Annotated in this window: 14 protein-coding genes; 7 read left to right on the top strand and 7 right to left on the bottom strand. The window is 60.7% G+C overall.

Translation table 11 applies throughout. The features are described from left to right. Positions 1–9: 9 nt before the first annotated feature. The 3 genes from BW940_RS14195 to BW940_RS14205 all read right to left on the bottom strand — a co-directional run bounded on the left by BW940_RS14195 (position 10) and on the right by BW940_RS14205 (position 3,971). Positions 10–1,956, bottom strand: coding sequence for an AMP-dependent synthetase/ligase (locus BW940_RS14195; protein WP_076609876.1), 1,947 nt, complete (start codon positions 1,954–1,956; stop codon positions 10–12). Between the two features lie 105 nt (positions 1,957–2,061). After that, positions 2,062–2,988, bottom strand: coding sequence for an MBL fold metallo-hydrolase (locus BW940_RS14200; protein WP_076609877.1), 927 nt, complete (start codon positions 2,986–2,988; stop codon positions 2,062–2,064). A gap of 77 nt (positions 2,989–3,065) precedes the next feature. Next, positions 3,066–3,971: a cation diffusion facilitator family transporter gene (locus tag BW940_RS14205; protein ID WP_076609878.1), complete on the bottom strand. Its 906-nt coding sequence runs from the start codon at positions 3,969–3,971 to the stop codon at positions 3,066–3,068. A 228-nt stretch (positions 3,972–4,199) separates the two neighbouring features. Between BW940_RS14205 and BW940_RS14210 the strand changes: the two genes are divergently transcribed. The 3 genes from BW940_RS14210 (at position 4,200) to BW940_RS21850 (ending at position 5,367) form a co-directional block, all read left to right on the top strand. Further along, positions 4,200–4,610, top strand: a complete 411-nt coding sequence (locus BW940_RS14210) for a fluoride efflux transporter FluC (protein ID WP_076609879.1) — start codon at positions 4,200–4,202, stop codon at positions 4,608–4,610. Between the two features lie 35 nt (positions 4,611–4,645). Then, a complete protein-coding gene (locus BW940_RS14215; protein ID WP_235847812.1) occupies positions 4,646–5,065 on the top strand; it encodes a fluoride efflux transporter FluC in 420 nt (139 codons plus the stop codon). Positions 5,066–5,226: 161 nt separating this feature from the next. Next, a complete protein-coding gene (locus BW940_RS21850) occupies positions 5,227–5,367 on the top strand; it encodes a hypothetical protein (protein WP_173834894.1) in 141 nt (46 codons plus the stop codon). Between the two features lie 40 nt (positions 5,368–5,407). On the opposite strand, the gene BW940_RS14220 is transcribed toward BW940_RS21850, so the two are convergent. Beyond that, the gene (locus BW940_RS14220) at positions 5,408–6,616 is read right to left on the bottom strand and encodes a potassium channel family protein (RefSeq protein WP_076609880.1); all 1,209 of its coding nucleotides are present in this window, start codon (positions 6,614–6,616) and stop codon (positions 5,408–5,410) included. Between the two features lie 144 nt (positions 6,617–6,760). On the opposite strand from BW940_RS14220, the gene serS reads away from it, so the two are divergent. Further along, on the top strand, positions 6,761–8,140 hold the full coding sequence (serS, locus tag BW940_RS14225; RefSeq protein ID WP_076609881.1) for a serine--tRNA ligase: 1,380 nt from the start codon (positions 6,761–6,763) through the stop codon (positions 8,138–8,140). 245 nt (positions 8,141–8,385) lie between these two features. On the opposite strand, the gene BW940_RS14230 is transcribed toward serS, so the two are convergent. Next, positions 8,386–10,572 (bottom strand): elongation factor EF-2, encoded by a 2,187-nt coding sequence (locus BW940_RS14230; RefSeq protein ID WP_076609882.1) that lies wholly within the window; start codon positions 10,570–10,572, stop codon positions 8,386–8,388. A 204-nt stretch (positions 10,573–10,776) separates the two neighbouring features. Here BW940_RS14230 and BW940_RS14235 point away from each other — a divergent pair, with 204 nt between their 5' ends. The 3 genes from BW940_RS14235 (at position 10,777) to BW940_RS14245 (ending at position 14,503) form a co-directional block, all read left to right on the top strand. Then, the gene (locus tag BW940_RS14235; protein WP_076609883.1) at positions 10,777–11,532 is read left to right on the top strand and encodes a DUF5781 family protein; all 756 of its coding nucleotides are present in this window, start codon (positions 10,777–10,779) and stop codon (positions 11,530–11,532) included. Between the two features lie 86 nt (positions 11,533–11,618). Next, a complete protein-coding gene (locus BW940_RS14240; RefSeq protein ID WP_076609884.1) occupies positions 11,619–12,344 on the top strand; it encodes a DUF7504 family protein in 726 nt (241 codons plus the stop codon). 80 nt (positions 12,345–12,424) lie between these two features. After that, entirely contained in the window at positions 12,425–14,503 is a 2,079-nt protein-coding gene (locus BW940_RS14245) for a hypothetical protein (protein WP_076609885.1), read from the top strand. A gap of 1 nt (position 14,504) precedes the next feature. On the opposite strand, the gene BW940_RS22370 is transcribed toward BW940_RS14245, so the two are convergent. Further along, positions 14,505–14,630 carry a DUF7503 family protein gene (locus BW940_RS22370; protein ID WP_268875547.1) on the bottom strand — a complete coding sequence of 42 codons (126 nt, stop codon included), beginning with the start codon at positions 14,628–14,630 and terminating at the stop codon, positions 14,505–14,507. A gap of 250 nt (positions 14,631–14,880) precedes the next feature. Further along, positions 14,881–15,450, bottom strand: a complete 570-nt coding sequence (locus BW940_RS14250; RefSeq protein WP_076609886.1) for a HalX domain-containing protein — start codon at positions 15,448–15,450, stop codon at positions 14,881–14,883. Positions 15,451–15,502 lie beyond the last annotated feature (52 nt).

The raw sequence follows: 15,502 nt of genomic DNA on the forward strand, positions 1-15,502 counted from the left end.
AGTCCGGTCTCAGGAATCCGCGTAGATGCGATCGACGCGGTCTTCAAACGCCTCGAGGATGACGCGGCGCTTCTTTTTCATCGTCGGCGTCAGCATCTCGTTTTCTTCGGTGAACTCCCGCGGAACGAGTTCGAACCGTTTGATGGTCTCGTGTTTCTCGAAGTTCTCGTTGACGCGATCGACTTCTTGCTGGATGTACTCACGAACACGGTCGTCATCACACATCGCCTGGGGAGCATCGGGGAGGTCGATCCCCTCCGTCTCGGCCCACTCGTGGAGGTGATCCGAGTTTGGCACCAGCAACGCGCCGATGAACTTCTCGCCGTCGCCGACGACCAGACACTGCTCGATGATCTCGCTGGCCGCGAAGGCGTCCTCGATCGGGGCTGGGGCGACGTTTTTCCCCGTCGAAAGCACCATGATCTGCTTTGCGCGCTCGCGGAACTCAAGGTAGCCGTCGGGCCGCTGGTGGATGATGTCACCCGTTCGGAACCACCCATCGTCTGTGAACGCACCCGTGGTCGCACCGGGTTTATTCCAGTAGCCCTGTGTGACGTTTGGTCCCTTGACGAGGAGTTCGCCGACCTCGCCAGGATCGTCCGTAAACGCTGCTTGATCGGCAACGCTCTCGTCGATTGTCACGTCGACGCCGGGCAATGGCAGCCCGATGGTCCCGATCTTGACCGCCTCGGGTGGGTTCGTCGAAACGACCGGCGACGTCTCCGTGAGCCCATATCCTTCATAGATTGGCAGCCCCATCGCGTGATAGAGCTGGCAGAGGTCCGGCGAGAGACTGCCGCCGCCGCTGATCAGCAGTTCGATCTCCCCGCCGAGGGCCTCTCGAACGGTCGAGAAGACCAGTGTATCCGCGAGTTTCTGTTTGGCGTTCAGGACTGGGCCGGGCGAATCGGCTTGCTGGTACCTGACGCCGACGTCTGTGGCCCATTCGAAGATCCGTTTTTTGACCCCCGACTCGCTGGCCTGCTCGCGAATCGCGTCGTAGATCTTCTCGTACACTCGCGGCACGCTCGTCGCCGTCGTTGGCTGAACGGTGCCGAAATCCTCCTGCAGCGTGTCCGGGTTCTCCGCATAGGCGACGCACGCGCCGCTTGCAAACAGGACGAAGTGACCTGCCGTCCGCTCGAAGACGTGAGCCAGCGGGAGATACGACACTGCCAGCGACTCCTCGTCGAGTGACGGAACGTCGTCCGGTTTGTCCGGCCGGGGCGCGAACCGTTTTCGGATCGCGTTGACGTTCGACCGGAAGTTCCAGTGGGTGAGTTGGACGCCTTTCGGCTGGCCCGTCGTCCCACTCGTGTAGATCAGACTCGCTAGATCGTCCAGTTCCGGGGCGTCGACGCGCTCCTGGTAGGCCTCGAGGTCGAACACCGCCTCGCCGCGGTCGTAGACGTCGTCTAGCGTATAGATGTCCTCGCGGTTGTCGTACCCCGAAAGCTCGTCTATCGAGACGATGAACTCGAGGTCGAGGTCGTCTTCGACCTCGAGAACGGTCTCCAGAAGCGACTCGTTTTCGACGACGACAGCGGTTGCGTCGGGATCATCGAGCAGGTAGGCGACCTGACTGGGTGAGGAGCTGTCGTACACCGTCGTGACGACGGCCCCAGCACCGAGGAGGGCGAAATCACACTGTGCCCACTCCATCCGGGTGTTGGCGAAGATGCCGACGCGGTCACCCAGTTCGATACCGAGATCGTGAAAGCCCGCCGAGAGGTTGCGGACGATATCACGCATCTCGAGGTAGGAGATCGGTCGAAAGCTGCCGGGCGTCGCGGCCGGCAGAACCGACGGCGTCAGCGATCGATCGTAGACGCCACCCTTGTACTTCTGGGCCGGACGATTGGCGTTTCGCTCGGCCGTCTCCTCGAACAGCCGCCCGAGTGTCGTCTTCCCGATGACCTCGTCGTCGTACTCTCGTTCGGCATCCTGCCAGTCCATATATGCGTGACAGTACCTCTCGTGCGATAAATCATGATGAAACCGCAGACATCTGGGACTACGTTTATTCGCGGTGGCTCACCGGCTGCGACGACGGGATCGCACTCACTCGCGGTGGTCGAGATAGCCGAGGACGCCTCGCGTGTTCATTACGGCTTCGGCGCGTGCCTTGCGTTCGCCCCAGACGTCGGCTTTGTCAGTCGTCTCGGCGAAATACTCCATGACGGCCTCGTCGTCCTCGAGTTCGGCGCGTTTGGTTTCGACGGCCTCGACCCACTCGCTGAGGATGGCAGCGTACTCCTCGAGTGCCGCGGCGGCGTCGTCGCCCACCTCACGCGGCCCGAAGTGCGTGTACAACAATACGTCCGGATCGACCGATTTCAGCGTCTCGACGTCCTCGAGACAGCCCTCGAGGTTGAAGTCCGACGGCGGCGACGTCTCGGTGATGATCTCGGTCTCAGGGATCCAGATGCCCGCGGCGTCGCCGACGAAGACGGCGTCGTTCGCGGGGTCCTCGAAGATGACCTGATGGAACGCGTGGCCGGGAGCCCCGTGGACGCGGAGATCGTGCTCGCCGAGGCTGATCTGGTCGCCGTCTTCGATCTCGACGATTCGGTCCTCGGGAACGGGTTTTGGATCGACGTAGAACTCCCACTGGTCGCCAACGGCGTTTTTCGTGCCTTCGACCAGTCGCGTCGGATCGACGAGCAGCCCCGCGCCGGCGGCCGGGACGTAGACATCGGCGTTCGGACACGCTTCGGCAAGGAATCCAGCGCCACCGGCGTGATCGAGGTGGATGTGTGTCACGACGATCGCCGCGAGGTCGTCACGATCGATGCCGAGGTCGTCGAGTGCCTCGAGGATCAGTTCGTGATTGGTTCCGAGTCCGGTTTCGATGATCGCGGGCTGATCATCGTCGAGAATATAGACCGAACCGTACCCCTCTGTGTCGTACATATTCACGTCAAGATAATAACAGTCCGTACAGTCGCCGGCAGTGACTTCTTGCACCGCTCCGGTATCCGTCTCCATACCCGTAGGCCCGTTGGCAGATGGGATAAAATCTCCGTCACCGAACCGCACACCCGGCCCGACCCAGCCGTCGAGGCTCACTGCTCGTCCGGACACTCTTTCCACTCGCCGATCCCCGACGGATCGAGGTGGACGTGGGCGTCACCGACGTCCTCGAGGTTCCGAAGCCGGTCGACGAGTGTCGATTCGACGTCGTGGGCCTGCCGGAACGGCATGTCGCCATCGACTTCGACGTGGACTTCAACCTCGAGGACGGGTCCGTCGTAGAAGACGGTCAGATCGTGGACGCCCCGGACTTCAGGGTGGGCTCGCAACGTTTCGGTGACCTGCGTTCGCGTCTCCGGGTCGGGAGCCGCACCGATGAGGTAATCGACGTTCTCGCGGCTGATTTCGACGCCCTGGTAGACGACCAGCAGGCTGACGAGCGCACCGGCGATGGGGTCGAGCAACGGATAGCCGAGCAAGACGCCGAGGACACCGACGACGGCAGCGACGGAGGTGTAAATATCGTTCAAACAGTCCGCCGCCAGCGCTTTGAGTGCGGTCGAATCGAGTGTCTCGTTGATCCGCGTGGTGTACCAGTAGAGGAGGTACATATCGGCGATCGCAAACGCCAACGCGGCGAGCAACAGCGGACTGAAGCGGACGTCGACGCCGTAGAGCAGTCCCTGTGCGGATTCATACAGCAGGTTCAATCCGAGCAACGCGATGATACTCCCGACGAACAACGCCGTCAGTGGTTCGATCCGGTCGTGGCCGTGCGGGTGAGTGTCGTCGGGCCGATCGTACGAACTCCGCCCCCAGATCAACACGACGACGCTGGCAACGAGGTCGGCGACCGAGTGGGCTGCGTCGGCGAGCAAGGCGACGCTGCCGAAGGCAAGCCCTACCGCCCCTTCGACGACGATTTTCACCGCGTTGCCAAGGACGTTCACTCCCGCCGCTCGAGTGAACCCGCGTCGGTCGTCCTCGGCATCGGTCATGGCTTTGTTTAGAGGCAGTCTAAACTTGGGTCTTTTCCTTCTGGTTTCCCGATGTGACGCGCTGTCGTATCGCAATTCTCATGTCGATCCTGTCTCAATCACGCCCTATCCGGGCGATGGGGCCCGCCTGATCCAACTGCCTGACCACTCGTCGTCGGTGTGGGTCGTCCTCAGCGACGACCGACCGAACGCGAGGGGGGCTGACGGTCCCTGTCTGAGACCACCGCCATGACAGCCGATTCCCCCCTCGTTCGACTCGAGACACTCGTCCTGATCGGTATCGGTGCCTTCGCCGGTTCGAACCTTCGGTATTTTACGATGGGCCTGCTCTCGGACGTCCGGGCCGTCTTGCTGGTCAACGTTCTGGGCTGTTTTGCCCTCGGCTTTCTCGTCTACGAAGCCGAGTACACCGGACTCATTGGGCGGGAGTCACGGATCGTCCTGACGACTGGCTTTCTGTCGTCGCTGACGACCTACAGCACGTTCGCGGTCCAGACCGCACTGGCGACCGACCCCCTGGCACTCGTCGCCATCGTCGCCAGCAACTACGGACTCGGATTCGCGGGTGTCCTCACGAGTCGATCTCTCGCCCGTCGGCTTCGTGACTCGACGCTCACGGCCAGGGGTGAGACGGCGTGACCCTCGAGTCGATCGTGGCCAGCCACATCCTTGAGATCGTTCTCGTCGGCCTGGCGCTGGTCGGCAGCGACACTGTCGGCGTCGTCACGTTCGACCCCGAACCTGCTCATATCGTCGGCACCGGCGGTGCGATCGGTGCGATCGGCCGCCACTGGGTCTATCGTCGCTTCTCGAGCGAGCGGTTTCCGTGGCCGACACTGGCCGTCAACGTCGTCGGCAGTTTCGGCTTCGGACTCGCGGTGTTCGTGGGCATCGGCGAGTCGACGATCCAACTCGTCGGCACCGGTTTCTGTGGTTCATTGACGACGTTTTCGTCGTTTTCCGTCGAAACCGTCCAGCTGTACGAACGCGGCGATCGACTGCTCGCTGTCGCGAACGCGGGGGCCAATCTCGCGCTCTCGCTTGCAGCGATCGGCGCTGCCTGGGGGGCCGTCACACTGGGACTCGGATTGTAATCTCCAGCACGACGTTCGAACCTGCCGTCATCGCCGCGTCTGTCGGCTGTCTGACTGAGTTTCAAGTGTTGCCACGGTGGCGAACTGTATATGTCGTCTGAACCGGCCCACGACCGCAATCGACACCACCAGCCTGTGACACAAGCGAGGCGAGCGCACCCATGATCGAACTCCTTCGAACGAGACGGATCCAAGAACCCAAACACACGCTCCTGCCGCTCGCCCTCGCGATCATCGTTGTCGTCCTTGGGGCGTTCGTCTACCTCGAGCTCGTCGGTATCTTGCTCGAGTTCGCCGGCTAACCGATGCCAAGCCAAAACAGCGACCCGCGTCGGCGGCCGGTCAGGGCTGGGCTAGCTCTTCGAACGCTGCCGCAGCCGTCCGCGTCCCTTTCGAGATGAGCACGTCGCCGCCCCGAAGGTCGGCACTGGAGTCAGCAACCAGCAGCCAGCCCTCGTCGGGTCGGCGGATGGCGATCACCGACATCGTCGACTCGACGTCGGGGACACCGTTTATTATCGCAGTGCCGTCGAGTTCGCTCCCCGATTCAACCTCAACGCGCGTGATGATCTCGTCGCTTTCTTGCACCGCCAGCTGAACGACCGGGTGAACGTCGATATCCCGGAGTACACCCTCGCTGATGTCGATCGCCGCGTCGCTGATAACCTCCGTACTGGTGCCAAGCCGAATGAGTCCCCGGAGCGCCACTGGATCCTCCGCATCGGCGGCCGCTCGGAGCGTCCAGGCTTCGAAACGCGACTGCAACGCATCAACCTCGATTTCCAGATTCCGGACCTCTTCAGCCAACTTCGCGCTGTCGAACAGCACGCTGCTGTAGGCCAGATCGACCGCCAGCTCCGAGAGGTTCTTCATGTGGATGATCGTGTCCACTGCTCGCTCTAAATCCTCGATCCCGGGGTCCTCGACGGTCGGCGTCTCGTAGCTGTCGCCAGTCAGTTCCTCGAAGACCTCGCCGATTGCCATATCGGGCCCTCGGAGCAGTGCGACGTCGTCCGATTCGACAGTCGTTGTCGGACCGGGATTGAGCAGCCAGTCGTCACCACGCCGGAGTGCGATCACACGAACCCCCGTTTCGGACTCGAGGTCGATATCCGCGAGGGTTCGGTCCGCGTACGCCGAGTCCGAATCGACGACGCCCCGAACGAGCGTTTCGGCGGCTTCAGGCAGTGCCGCGCGCATAGCGTCCGGCAGCCCCATCTCCTCGAGCACGATTTTCGCGATATCGCCGGCGGCGTCGCTGATCTCGTCGGTCGCGGCGACGATCCCCAACACGGGGGCGAGTTCCTCGGCGTCGTCGGGCTTGCGAACGGCCATCATGAGGCTCATTCGCGCCCGAAGCTCGAGGACGTCCATCCGCTGTTCGAGCCGAAGCACCTCGTGTGCGAGGTCCGCGTTGCGGTGGAGCACTGCAGAATAGGAGAGGTCGATGAGCAACTCCGCCGTGTCTTTCATCTCGACGAGTACGTCCTTGACACTGACGGGCTCGTACTCGACCGATACCGACGACGCTTCGCCCTCGAGCGGGTCCATACGTCGAACACGGTTCCCTGTCGAAAAAACGTTTCCTGCGAGGGCAGGGATGAACAGCCGTTCGGGGCGTGATCGTGACCACCACAGTCGCCTCGAGGCAGCCTTCCGACACGGTTTTGGACGGGCACAAAGAAGACTTCAGCAATGCTCGACCGGACCTATCTGCGCGACAACGCCGAAACGGTGCGCGATGCACTCGACAATCGAGGTGCCGACGTTGACCTCGATGAACTCCTCGAGATCGACGACCGCTGGCGGGAGCTGAAAGCCCGCGGCGACGACCTGCGCCACGAGCGCAACCAGATCACCAAACAGATCGGCAAACTCGTCGCCGCAGGCAAAGACGAGGAACGCGAGGAGGCGATCGCCCGCTCGAAAGAGCTCAAAGCCGAGATCGACGACGTCGAGAGCGAGGCCGCCGACCTCAAAGCCGACCTCGAGCAGCGACTCCTCGAAGTGCCACAGATCCCCCACGAGAGCGTGCCGCTGGGACTCGACGAGCGCCACAACGTCGAGGACCGGCGCTGGGGGTTCGACGACTTGCGTGAGCTGCCCGCAGAGGTCACACCCCACTACGACCTCGGCGAGGAACTGGACATAATCGACGAGGAGCGCGCCGCGAAGACGACCGGCTCGGGCTATTACTTCCTCAAAGGAGCGGGCGCACAGCTGGAACACGCGCTGATCCAGTTCATGATGGACCTTCACCGCGAGCAGGGGTACGTCGACCTCTTCCCACCGATTCCCGTCAAGAGCGAGGCGATGCGCGGGACCGGACAGTTGCCGAAGTTCGCCGACGACGCCTACCGACTGGGCGGCACAAACGAAGCTGAGTACGACGACGACGACCTCTGGCTCTGTCCAACCGCGGAGGTGCCGGTCACCAACATGTACGCCGACGAGATCCTCCTGAAAGACGACCTCCCGCTCAAACACCAGGCGTACACGCCGAACTTCCGGCGTGAGGCCGGCGAGCACGGCACCGAGACGCGCGGCATCGTCCGCGTCCACCAGTTCAACAAGGTCGAACTCGTCAACTTCGTCGAACCCGAGGACAGCTACGACCGCCTCGAGAACCTGCTCTCGGAAGCCGAAGCCGTCCTCAGAGAGCTCGGCCTTCCCTACCGCATTCTCGAACTCTGTACCGGCGATCTGACCTTCGCGAGCGCAAAAACCTACGACATCGAGGTCTGGGCCCCCGGTGACGATCTCGAGGACGGCCCCGAGGAAGGCGGCCGCTGGCTCGAGGTCTCGAGCGCGTCGAACTTCGAGGACTTCCAGGCCCGCCGTGCCGGCCTGCGCTACCGACCCGAGCGCCACGAATCGGCCGAGTACCTCCACACCCTGAACGCCTCCGGGCTCGCGCTCCCGCGCGTGATGGTGGCGATCCTCGAGTACTACCAGAACGACGACGGCACGGTGACGATTCCCGAAGCCCTGCGGCCGTACATGGGCGGGAAAGAAGTCATCGAGGGCCACGAGAAAGTCGGCGAGGCGGCGCTGGGTGCCGGCGAACGAGAGTAACTCCCCCATCGACTCACCAGCTAGCGTTGGCTCCGTACGAAAGCGGTGTCCTCACAACTCTCTTCAAAATCTACAGCAACTGATCGGATTACCACCGCTCAGTGGGTGGCTGTCGTGTGTGGTCCGGTCACTGTTCTGACTATTTGAACAGGATCGCCTCCAGGACGCTGTCGCTCGCGTCTCGACGTCGAAAGAAAACGGCAACAACAGCATACTGACGGGCTCGAGCCCGTCGAATCGACTGATTAGATGTAGTCGATACTTGGCGGGAGCTCGAGCTTCATTCCCTTGCGCTCGCGGATCTCCATGATCTTATCGCGCTGGAGGGATTTGGACATGAACTCGAAGCCGGCGTTCTCAGTGTTCCAGGAGGCACGGCCCTCGGTCGCAGAGCGGATGTCGCTTGCGAACCCGATCATCTCGTCGACGGGTGCGATACCCTCGACGACCATGAGGTCACCTTCCTGGTACATGTCGTCGACGCGGCCACGTCGACCCTGAATCTCGCCGGAGGCGGCGCCCATGTGGTCGTTTGGTACGTCGATACGGACGTCCTGCATCGGCTCCATCATCTTGATCTGTCCGTCGATCAGCGACTTGTGGACGGCCTCACGCGTGGCCGGGATGACCTGTGCGGGACCACGGTGGATGGTGTCCTCGTGGAGTCGTGCGTCGTGCAGACGGACAAGTACACCCTGGACCGGCTCGTTCGCGAGCGGACCGTTGTCGAGGGCTTCCTCGAGTCCCTCGATGAACAGCTCCATCGTCTCGTTTAGGTGCTGGATACCCTTGGTCTGGTCGAGCAGGATGTTCGTCCCGTGGATGTGCTCGACGACCTGGGAGTCGTCCTTATCCATGCCGGCGTCCTGGAGCGCTTCACGGCGCTCGAGTTCGGGCATGTCCATCGATGCCTCGCCCATCCGAATCGTCTCGACGATCTCCTCGCCGAGTGGCTCGGCGGAGATGTAGAAGCGGTTGTGGCGGTTTGGCGAGATACCCTCGACCTCGTCGCTCGGACGGTCGATAGCCTCGCGGTAGACAACGATCGGCTCACCGGTGTTGACCGGGATGCCCTGGTTCTTTTCGATACGCTGGGTGATGACCTCGAGGTGAAGCTCACCCTGCCCGGAGATCAGGTGCTCACCGGTGTCCTCGTTGATCGTAATCTGGATCGTGGGGTCTTCTTTCGAGACCTGGCGCAGCGTTTCGATGAGCTTTGGCAGGTCGTCCATCGTCTGGGCCTCCACGCTCTTCGTGATGACCGGCTCCGAGATGTGTTCGATCGACTCGAACGGCGTCATCTCGACACTCGAGACGGTCGAACCGGCGATGGCGTCGCGCAGGCCGGTGACGGCTGCGATGTTCCCGGCCGGAACGTGATCGACTTCCTCGCGCTCGCCACCCATGTAGATCCCGACGGACTGGACGCGGTTTTTGCCCGCGGTGCCCGAAACGTACAGCTCCTGGCCCTTCTCGAGGGAGCCCGAGAAGACACGACCGGAGGCGACTTCGCCCGCGTGGGGGTCCATCGCGATGTCGGTGACCATGAAGACGACTTCGCCGTCTTCGTCGACGAGACGCATCTCCTCGGCGAGGTCGGACTCGGCGTCACCACGCCAGATGCGTGGCACACGACGAGGCTGTGCGTCGACAGGGTTCGGGAAGTGCTCACAGACCATGTCGAGGACGACGTCCGACAGGGGCGTCCGCTCGTGGAGTTCCTGGCGGTTGTCCGACTGCTCGAGTTCCATGATCTCACCGAAGTCCATGCCGGTGCGCTGCATCGACGGCATCGAAACACCCCACTTGTAGAGGGCAGATCCGAAGCCAACGGTTCCGTCTTCGACGGAGACCGTCCAGTCGTCGATGTCGTCCATCTCCTCGGTCATGCCACGGATCAGTTCGTTGACGTCGTGGATGACCGCAAGCAGTCGCTCCTGCATCTCTTGGGGCCCTTCCTGGAGCTCCGAGATCAGGCGGTCGACTTTGTTGATGAACAGCGTCGGCTTGACACCTTCGCGCAGTGCCTGTCGCAGCACCGTCTCGGTCTGGGGCATGGCCCCTTCGACGGCGTCGACGACGACGAGTGCGCCGTCCACAGCACGCATCGCACGCGTGACGTCGCCACCGAAGTCGACGTGGCCCGGCGTGTCGATGAGGTTGATGAGGTGGTTGGTTCCCTCGTACTCGTGGGTCATCGACACGTTTGCCGCGTCGATGGTGATCCCACGTTCCTGCTCGTCTTCTTCCGTGTCCATCGCAAGCTGTTCACCGGCAGTATCATCCGAGATCATGCCAGCACCAGCGAGGAGGTTGTCAGAAAGGGTTGTTTTACCGTGGTCGACGTGAGCGGCGATGGCGATGTTCCGGATGTTCTCCGGTTCGCCCATCAGCCGTTCACACTCTTGGACGATCTTCTTGCGTCGGCCCATATACTCCCTGTTACCGGTAGCGGGGTCAAAAGGGTAGTGTTTCGTCCTCGAGCGAATCCGTCGAATTTCCCGGTTTTCACGCCGGAATTTCCAACTTGCGTGAGTGAATGCCTCGCAATAGACCTCGGTGAACGACGACGCGAGTCGTGGCCACCGAACGCGGGCGTAACAGCCATACACTCACAGGACTTGGTATTGATACGCATGGATCTCCGAATACAGGGCCCCGGCCCCACGTCTCCGTTTCTCAGCGCACGAGATCTCTTCGAAACCGAACACGACCTGTCGCTGCCCGTCTACGTCCAGCTTCGGGACGACCCGGACGAACGGACCTGGGCCGGCCACCACGACGACCGCCACGTCCTCAACATCTCCCAGCAGGCCGCCTCGAGCGCGATGGCTCGCGAGCTCGCCCTCCACGAGTTCGCCCATATGGCCAGACACGAGCAAGAACACCCCTCACACATCCAGTCGACGGAAGAAGTCCTCTATCTCGCGCTGGCCGGCAAGCGCGTCGAACGGCGTAAGCTCTCACACTGCTACCAGATCGCCAATCACATGAAAGACATCTACGCCGACGACATCACGCTCGCCGTCGGCCCCGGTCAGAAACTCCTCTCCTTTCTCGAGTCCAGCCTCGCGATGGCGCTTGCCGACCGCCCAAATACACCCTCCCGATCAGGCCTCGAGCGTCTCTCCGCGAGTGCTGATCCCGAGATTACGGCGGTCAACGCAGCGTTCGCGCTGGCGCTGGCCGAACGCCACGATCTCGTCGAGGAGGATCATCGGCTCTACGACCTCGCACACGCGGCCGCGATGGACGCTCCCGACGTCGATTTCGAGGGATTCAAACGACGGTTCCGAGAACTCGCTTGTGACCCCGACTCGAGTACCTATCGACAGATCCTGGTCGATGCGACCCGCGCGTACGTCGGTGGCGAGGGTCCTGCGGCAGACTGACGATCAGCGAACTCCGTCTGAACACCTCGCTCCCGTTCGGCCCGAACATTTAATGTTTGACCCCTCTGTGTCAATAACATATAGTAATGCTTTCGCGAAAGGATCTGGGGGGCGAGTCGGACGAGGAGCGGTTCACCGAGGCACTCTCCCGACTGAAACAACAGGGAGCCAGCGTCCTCATCACCGGGTCTGTTCGGGCCGCTCAGCGTCGGGACATCTCCCGTCGACTGCTGGGACAGACAACCGCCCAGTCACGACGGCGTGTGCTGGTCTCGACGACCGGCAACGGCCACGACGTTTCCGATCTCCTCGGATCTGATTCCGGTCCCTCGGAGACACTGACACACGTTCGCTACGCGACGCAGGCTCGCAGTGTTGCCACGAGCGATGCCGACTCGAGCGCGATGGAGCCCATCACACCGTCGATCGACGAGTCGCCGATCACGACGACCACGCTCTCCGACCTCGGGATCGCTATCTCGCGTGCGATCGAGGAGTTCGAAGTGCAGGCAAACGGGCTTGCACCCGCAGAGCTCCGTATCGGTGTCGATTCGTTGGTCCCGTTACTCGAGGAGTACGGCACTGAACGCGTCTTCAAATTTCTCCACCTGACCAACGGTCGGGTCCACGATACTGGGGGGATGATCCACTACCATCTCCCCATGGACCGCGACTCGGACGTTGCCTCGATACTGGCACCACTGTTCGATATCGTCATCGAACTTCGAGAGCAAAACGATGTCTGTCAGGAACGGTGGTCGATCAACGACGGCGAACTCCGATCCGGGTGGGTTTCCGTCGACCGATTATAACGTCGCGTAGCTGCTCGAGTTACGACTGGCCCGTTCCCTGACGACCGCCTGCAACTGTCCCCAACCCTCCCCCCGACCCCATGAAACCAACGTTCGAGCCGACTCAGAACGGTCTAGAAATCGTCGACCCGATCGAGCGCCACCGGTATCACCTCACAACGTATGGGCCGGTCTCGCTCGAGCCAGCCGAAACAGATCGAATTCCGTATCCAGTGGATGCTGCCGTCGACCTCTCGGCAGAGATGCTTACGCTACCGACGAGCAACACCATCTACGTCCGCGAACACGACGGCTCGATGGTCGAAGAAGTACGCCCCAGCGAGCAGGCGTCATTTCCACGGGAGCAGTACGTACTCGACTTATCCGGCCCGCTCAAGGTGTATGCTCGCCTCGAAAGCTCGGTGCAAATCTACTCCGACGCTGACCGGACCTACGTCTCCCTCGATGGATCGACGGCCGTGCAACTCGGGGCCAGATCCTACCATCGGCGTCCAGCAGGGACGATCACGACGACAGCGGACCCGACCGACATGATGCAGGCGATCTCGGCGTTCGGGTCGGCGCTGAAGACCACGACTCCCGAACGGTCGTATCCGACACTTCGTGGCCACCCTCCCCAACTCGAGCTCGGTGATGCGTTGACGATTCCGTCGCGGTTCAATGCCCCAGCAACCGGGATTCGGATCGAAATCCCACAAACACTCCGCCACGTGTTCGTCGTCGCACCGCTTGCATACTATCTCGGTGCCGACGTCGTGCCCGGTTCGACGCCACGACTCGTTACTGAGACCGGCTTTACGTATCCGCTCGGCGAAAAGCCGTGTTTCGAGGACACCGTCGAGCGAGTGCTCAAACACATCTTCTTTCTCGATTGTATCGTCCGCACCGAAGGGACGACACCCCTGCCCTTACACGAGCGAGAAGCGATCGAACCGGCCCTCGAGTTCGATCTCGGGCGCGTGTACGAACTCTCCCTCCCCGACCAACTCGAGACGTATCTCCGCGACGTTCCGTTTCAAACCGTCAACCAGCATTTTCCAGACTGGAGTCTCGAAACGCGAGTACAACCGGATCCGAACGGCGTCGAGTTTCTCCCCTTCGTCGCCAACAGCCTCTCGAGCATCCGCATACAGGACACGGAGACCCAGTCTGCGGTGTCGACACGAGAACAGACACAGGCAATCGAGGAGTTTGTCCGAGGGGATTTCGTCCGAAATGCTAGTTCCGTCCGTGGCATGGAGACGACATCGAATCCGAACGAGCGGGCGTCGATACCAACGATAGAACAGTGCTGGGAGAGTAGTGAGTCAGCACAAATCACGAGTAAAACGCCGCTGTCAGCGTTTCACAATAACATCGGCCGCCAGCCCAGAGCAGACCCGATCGAAATCGAGGTCGTCTGTAATGACTCGGAGATGTGGGATGAACTCGAGGCGATAGACGGCGTCTATGGAACTCGCGAGGAACTCCCGTTCGACGTGTCGGTCCATTACGAACTGTCGACGGACGAACTCGAGGACGTGTTAGCGTCCGAAACCGACTTTCTCCACTTTATCGGACATATCGATGACGACGGACTGCAGTGTTCGGATGGAACGGTAGATGCATCGCTGCTCGAGACGTCCGGTGCGAAGGCGTTTCTACTCAACGGCTGTCAATCACACGATCAGGGTCTCCACCTCATCGAAGCCGGTAGCATTGGCGGGATCGTGACACTCGACGATGTCGTCAATAGCGGAGCAGTACGTGTTGGTGGCACGGTCGCACGGTTGTTGAATCGAGGGTATCCACTGTATGCAGCGGTGGAACTCGCTCGAAAGAAAAGCGTGGTCGGGCAACAGTATCACATCGTCGGGGACGGGATGATAACAATTGCACAGTCAAAAATGGGATCGCCAAACGTGTGTTCGGTCACAACCGATGAAGATCACATCTGGGTCAATATGTATGCGTATACTTCTGTTAATGCGGGGAAGGGTGGTGTATACACACCGGGGATAGACAGTATTGAAACATATTACGTAATACCCGGTAAAACCGAACGTATTCCGGTGACAAAGTCACAACTCCGAGAACTATTCAGCTTGGATAAAGTTTCGGTGCTTATTAATGGCGAAATCCGATGGAGCGACGATATCGATGTTGAAAAGTTAGCGTGAATTACGGCCCAGCGAAATTGTAATTAGTTGCCGCAGCAGTTCCTGCTTGTGACAGCACCAGCAGGATCGTAAACAGTGCGCCGATCATTCGTGGGTGGTTCTTCAGGTAGTCGGTTAGTTCGTCCATGGTCCATCTTAGACATACTGCCGCGATAATATAAATTTATTTTAATATAACATATAAATAGATAGTAGGCTTATGGTACAAAGAAACCGTTCGAAAGGGTAAGGAGACGTCTCCCCTCCACGAACGGACGAATAAAGGGTGTATCGTAGCCACTGGCCGTCAGGAAACGTCACATATTGAACGACGGTCCTGTGTTGGGTCTGCTACACGTTCAGCTGTTACGATAGCGGAACACTACTCGAGTTCTTTCTTACCTATCGAGCAACTGCCGTAGTGTCTGATCGAACCCATCACTCGAGAGTTCGTCGCGAATTGCGGCTGCTTGTTTTCGAGACTCATAGAGGTTGCAGACAATGGATTGGTACCGATCAGTAGCATCAACGCCGGACTGCAGTTCGCTCTCGAGCAGTGCTCGCTCGGTCGACAACCTGAAAAACTCGTTCATCGCCTCCTCGTAGGCTTGTTGCAGAAGGAGCCGTTCGATCGTCGAGGACAGCGTCTCCTCTGAGTGCGGTCCGACAAGGAGTTCATTGGCACCACGATCGGCGGGGTCGTCCGATGGAACGTCTTCGGAGAGGACGAGAATCTGCGTGTCTGGGGCGTTCTGTTCGAACGCATCGAGTACCCCACGAGCATCCGGTGTCTCGAGACCCCAGTCGAGAAGGAGTAGATCATACTTATTGTCGATCTGCTCGAGAATAGATCGATCAAAATCAGCCCAGTGAACATCAACCGTGACTCGAGACCTGTCGATATCCAGTTCACCTAGAGAGAGTGTTGGATGGACAACGAACAGGTGGGATGGAGAGTTCAGCAACACAGCTCGTACTACTATTCCTCTGGCAGGTACTATTAAATGTAGCCGGGAGCGG

Source organism: Natronorubrum thiooxidans (assembly GCF_900156475.1).
In the GTDB taxonomy this organism is placed as follows: domain Archaea; phylum Halobacteriota; class Halobacteria; order Halobacteriales; family Natrialbaceae; genus Natronorubrum; species Natronorubrum thiooxidans.

Bases quoted from the DNA above. Each gene is read 5' to 3' on its own strand.
- BW940_RS14210 (WP_076609879.1), top strand. From the start codon at position 4,200: ATGACAGCCGATTCCCCCCTCGTTCGACTCGAGACACTCGTCCTGATC.
- BW940_RS14200 (WP_076609877.1), bottom strand. From the start codon at position 2,988: ATGGAGACGGATACCGGAGCGGTGCAAGAAGTCACTGCCGGCGACTGT.
- BW940_RS22370 (WP_268875547.1), bottom strand. From the start codon at position 14,630: ATGGACGAACTAACCGACTACCTGAAGAACCACCCACGAATGATCGGC.
- BW940_RS14240 (WP_076609884.1), top strand. From the start codon at position 11,619: ATGCTTTCGCGAAAGGATCTGGGGGGCGAGTCGGACGAGGAGCGGTTC.
- BW940_RS21850 (WP_173834894.1), top strand. From the start codon at position 5,227: ATGATCGAACTCCTTCGAACGAGACGGATCCAAGAACCCAAACACACG.
- BW940_RS14195 (WP_076609876.1), bottom strand. From the start codon at position 1,956: ATGGACTGGCAGGATGCCGAACGAGAGTACGACGACGAGGTCATCGGG.
- BW940_RS14220 (WP_076609880.1), bottom strand. From the start codon at position 6,616: ATGGACCCGCTCGAGGGCGAAGCGTCGTCGGTATCGGTCGAGTACGAG.
- BW940_RS14205 (WP_076609878.1), bottom strand. From the start codon at position 3,971: ATGACCGATGCCGAGGACGACCGACGCGGGTTCACTCGAGCGGCGGGA.
- serS (WP_076609881.1), top strand. From the start codon at position 6,761: ATGCTCGACCGGACCTATCTGCGCGACAACGCCGAAACGGTGCGCGAT.
- BW940_RS14230 (WP_076609882.1), bottom strand. From the start codon at position 10,572: ATGGGCCGACGCAAGAAGATCGTCCAAGAGTGTGAACGGCTGATGGGC.
- BW940_RS14235 (WP_076609883.1), top strand. From the start codon at position 10,777: ATGGATCTCCGAATACAGGGCCCCGGCCCCACGTCTCCGTTTCTCAGC.
- BW940_RS14245 (WP_076609885.1), top strand. From the start codon at position 12,425: ATGAAACCAACGTTCGAGCCGACTCAGAACGGTCTAGAAATCGTCGAC.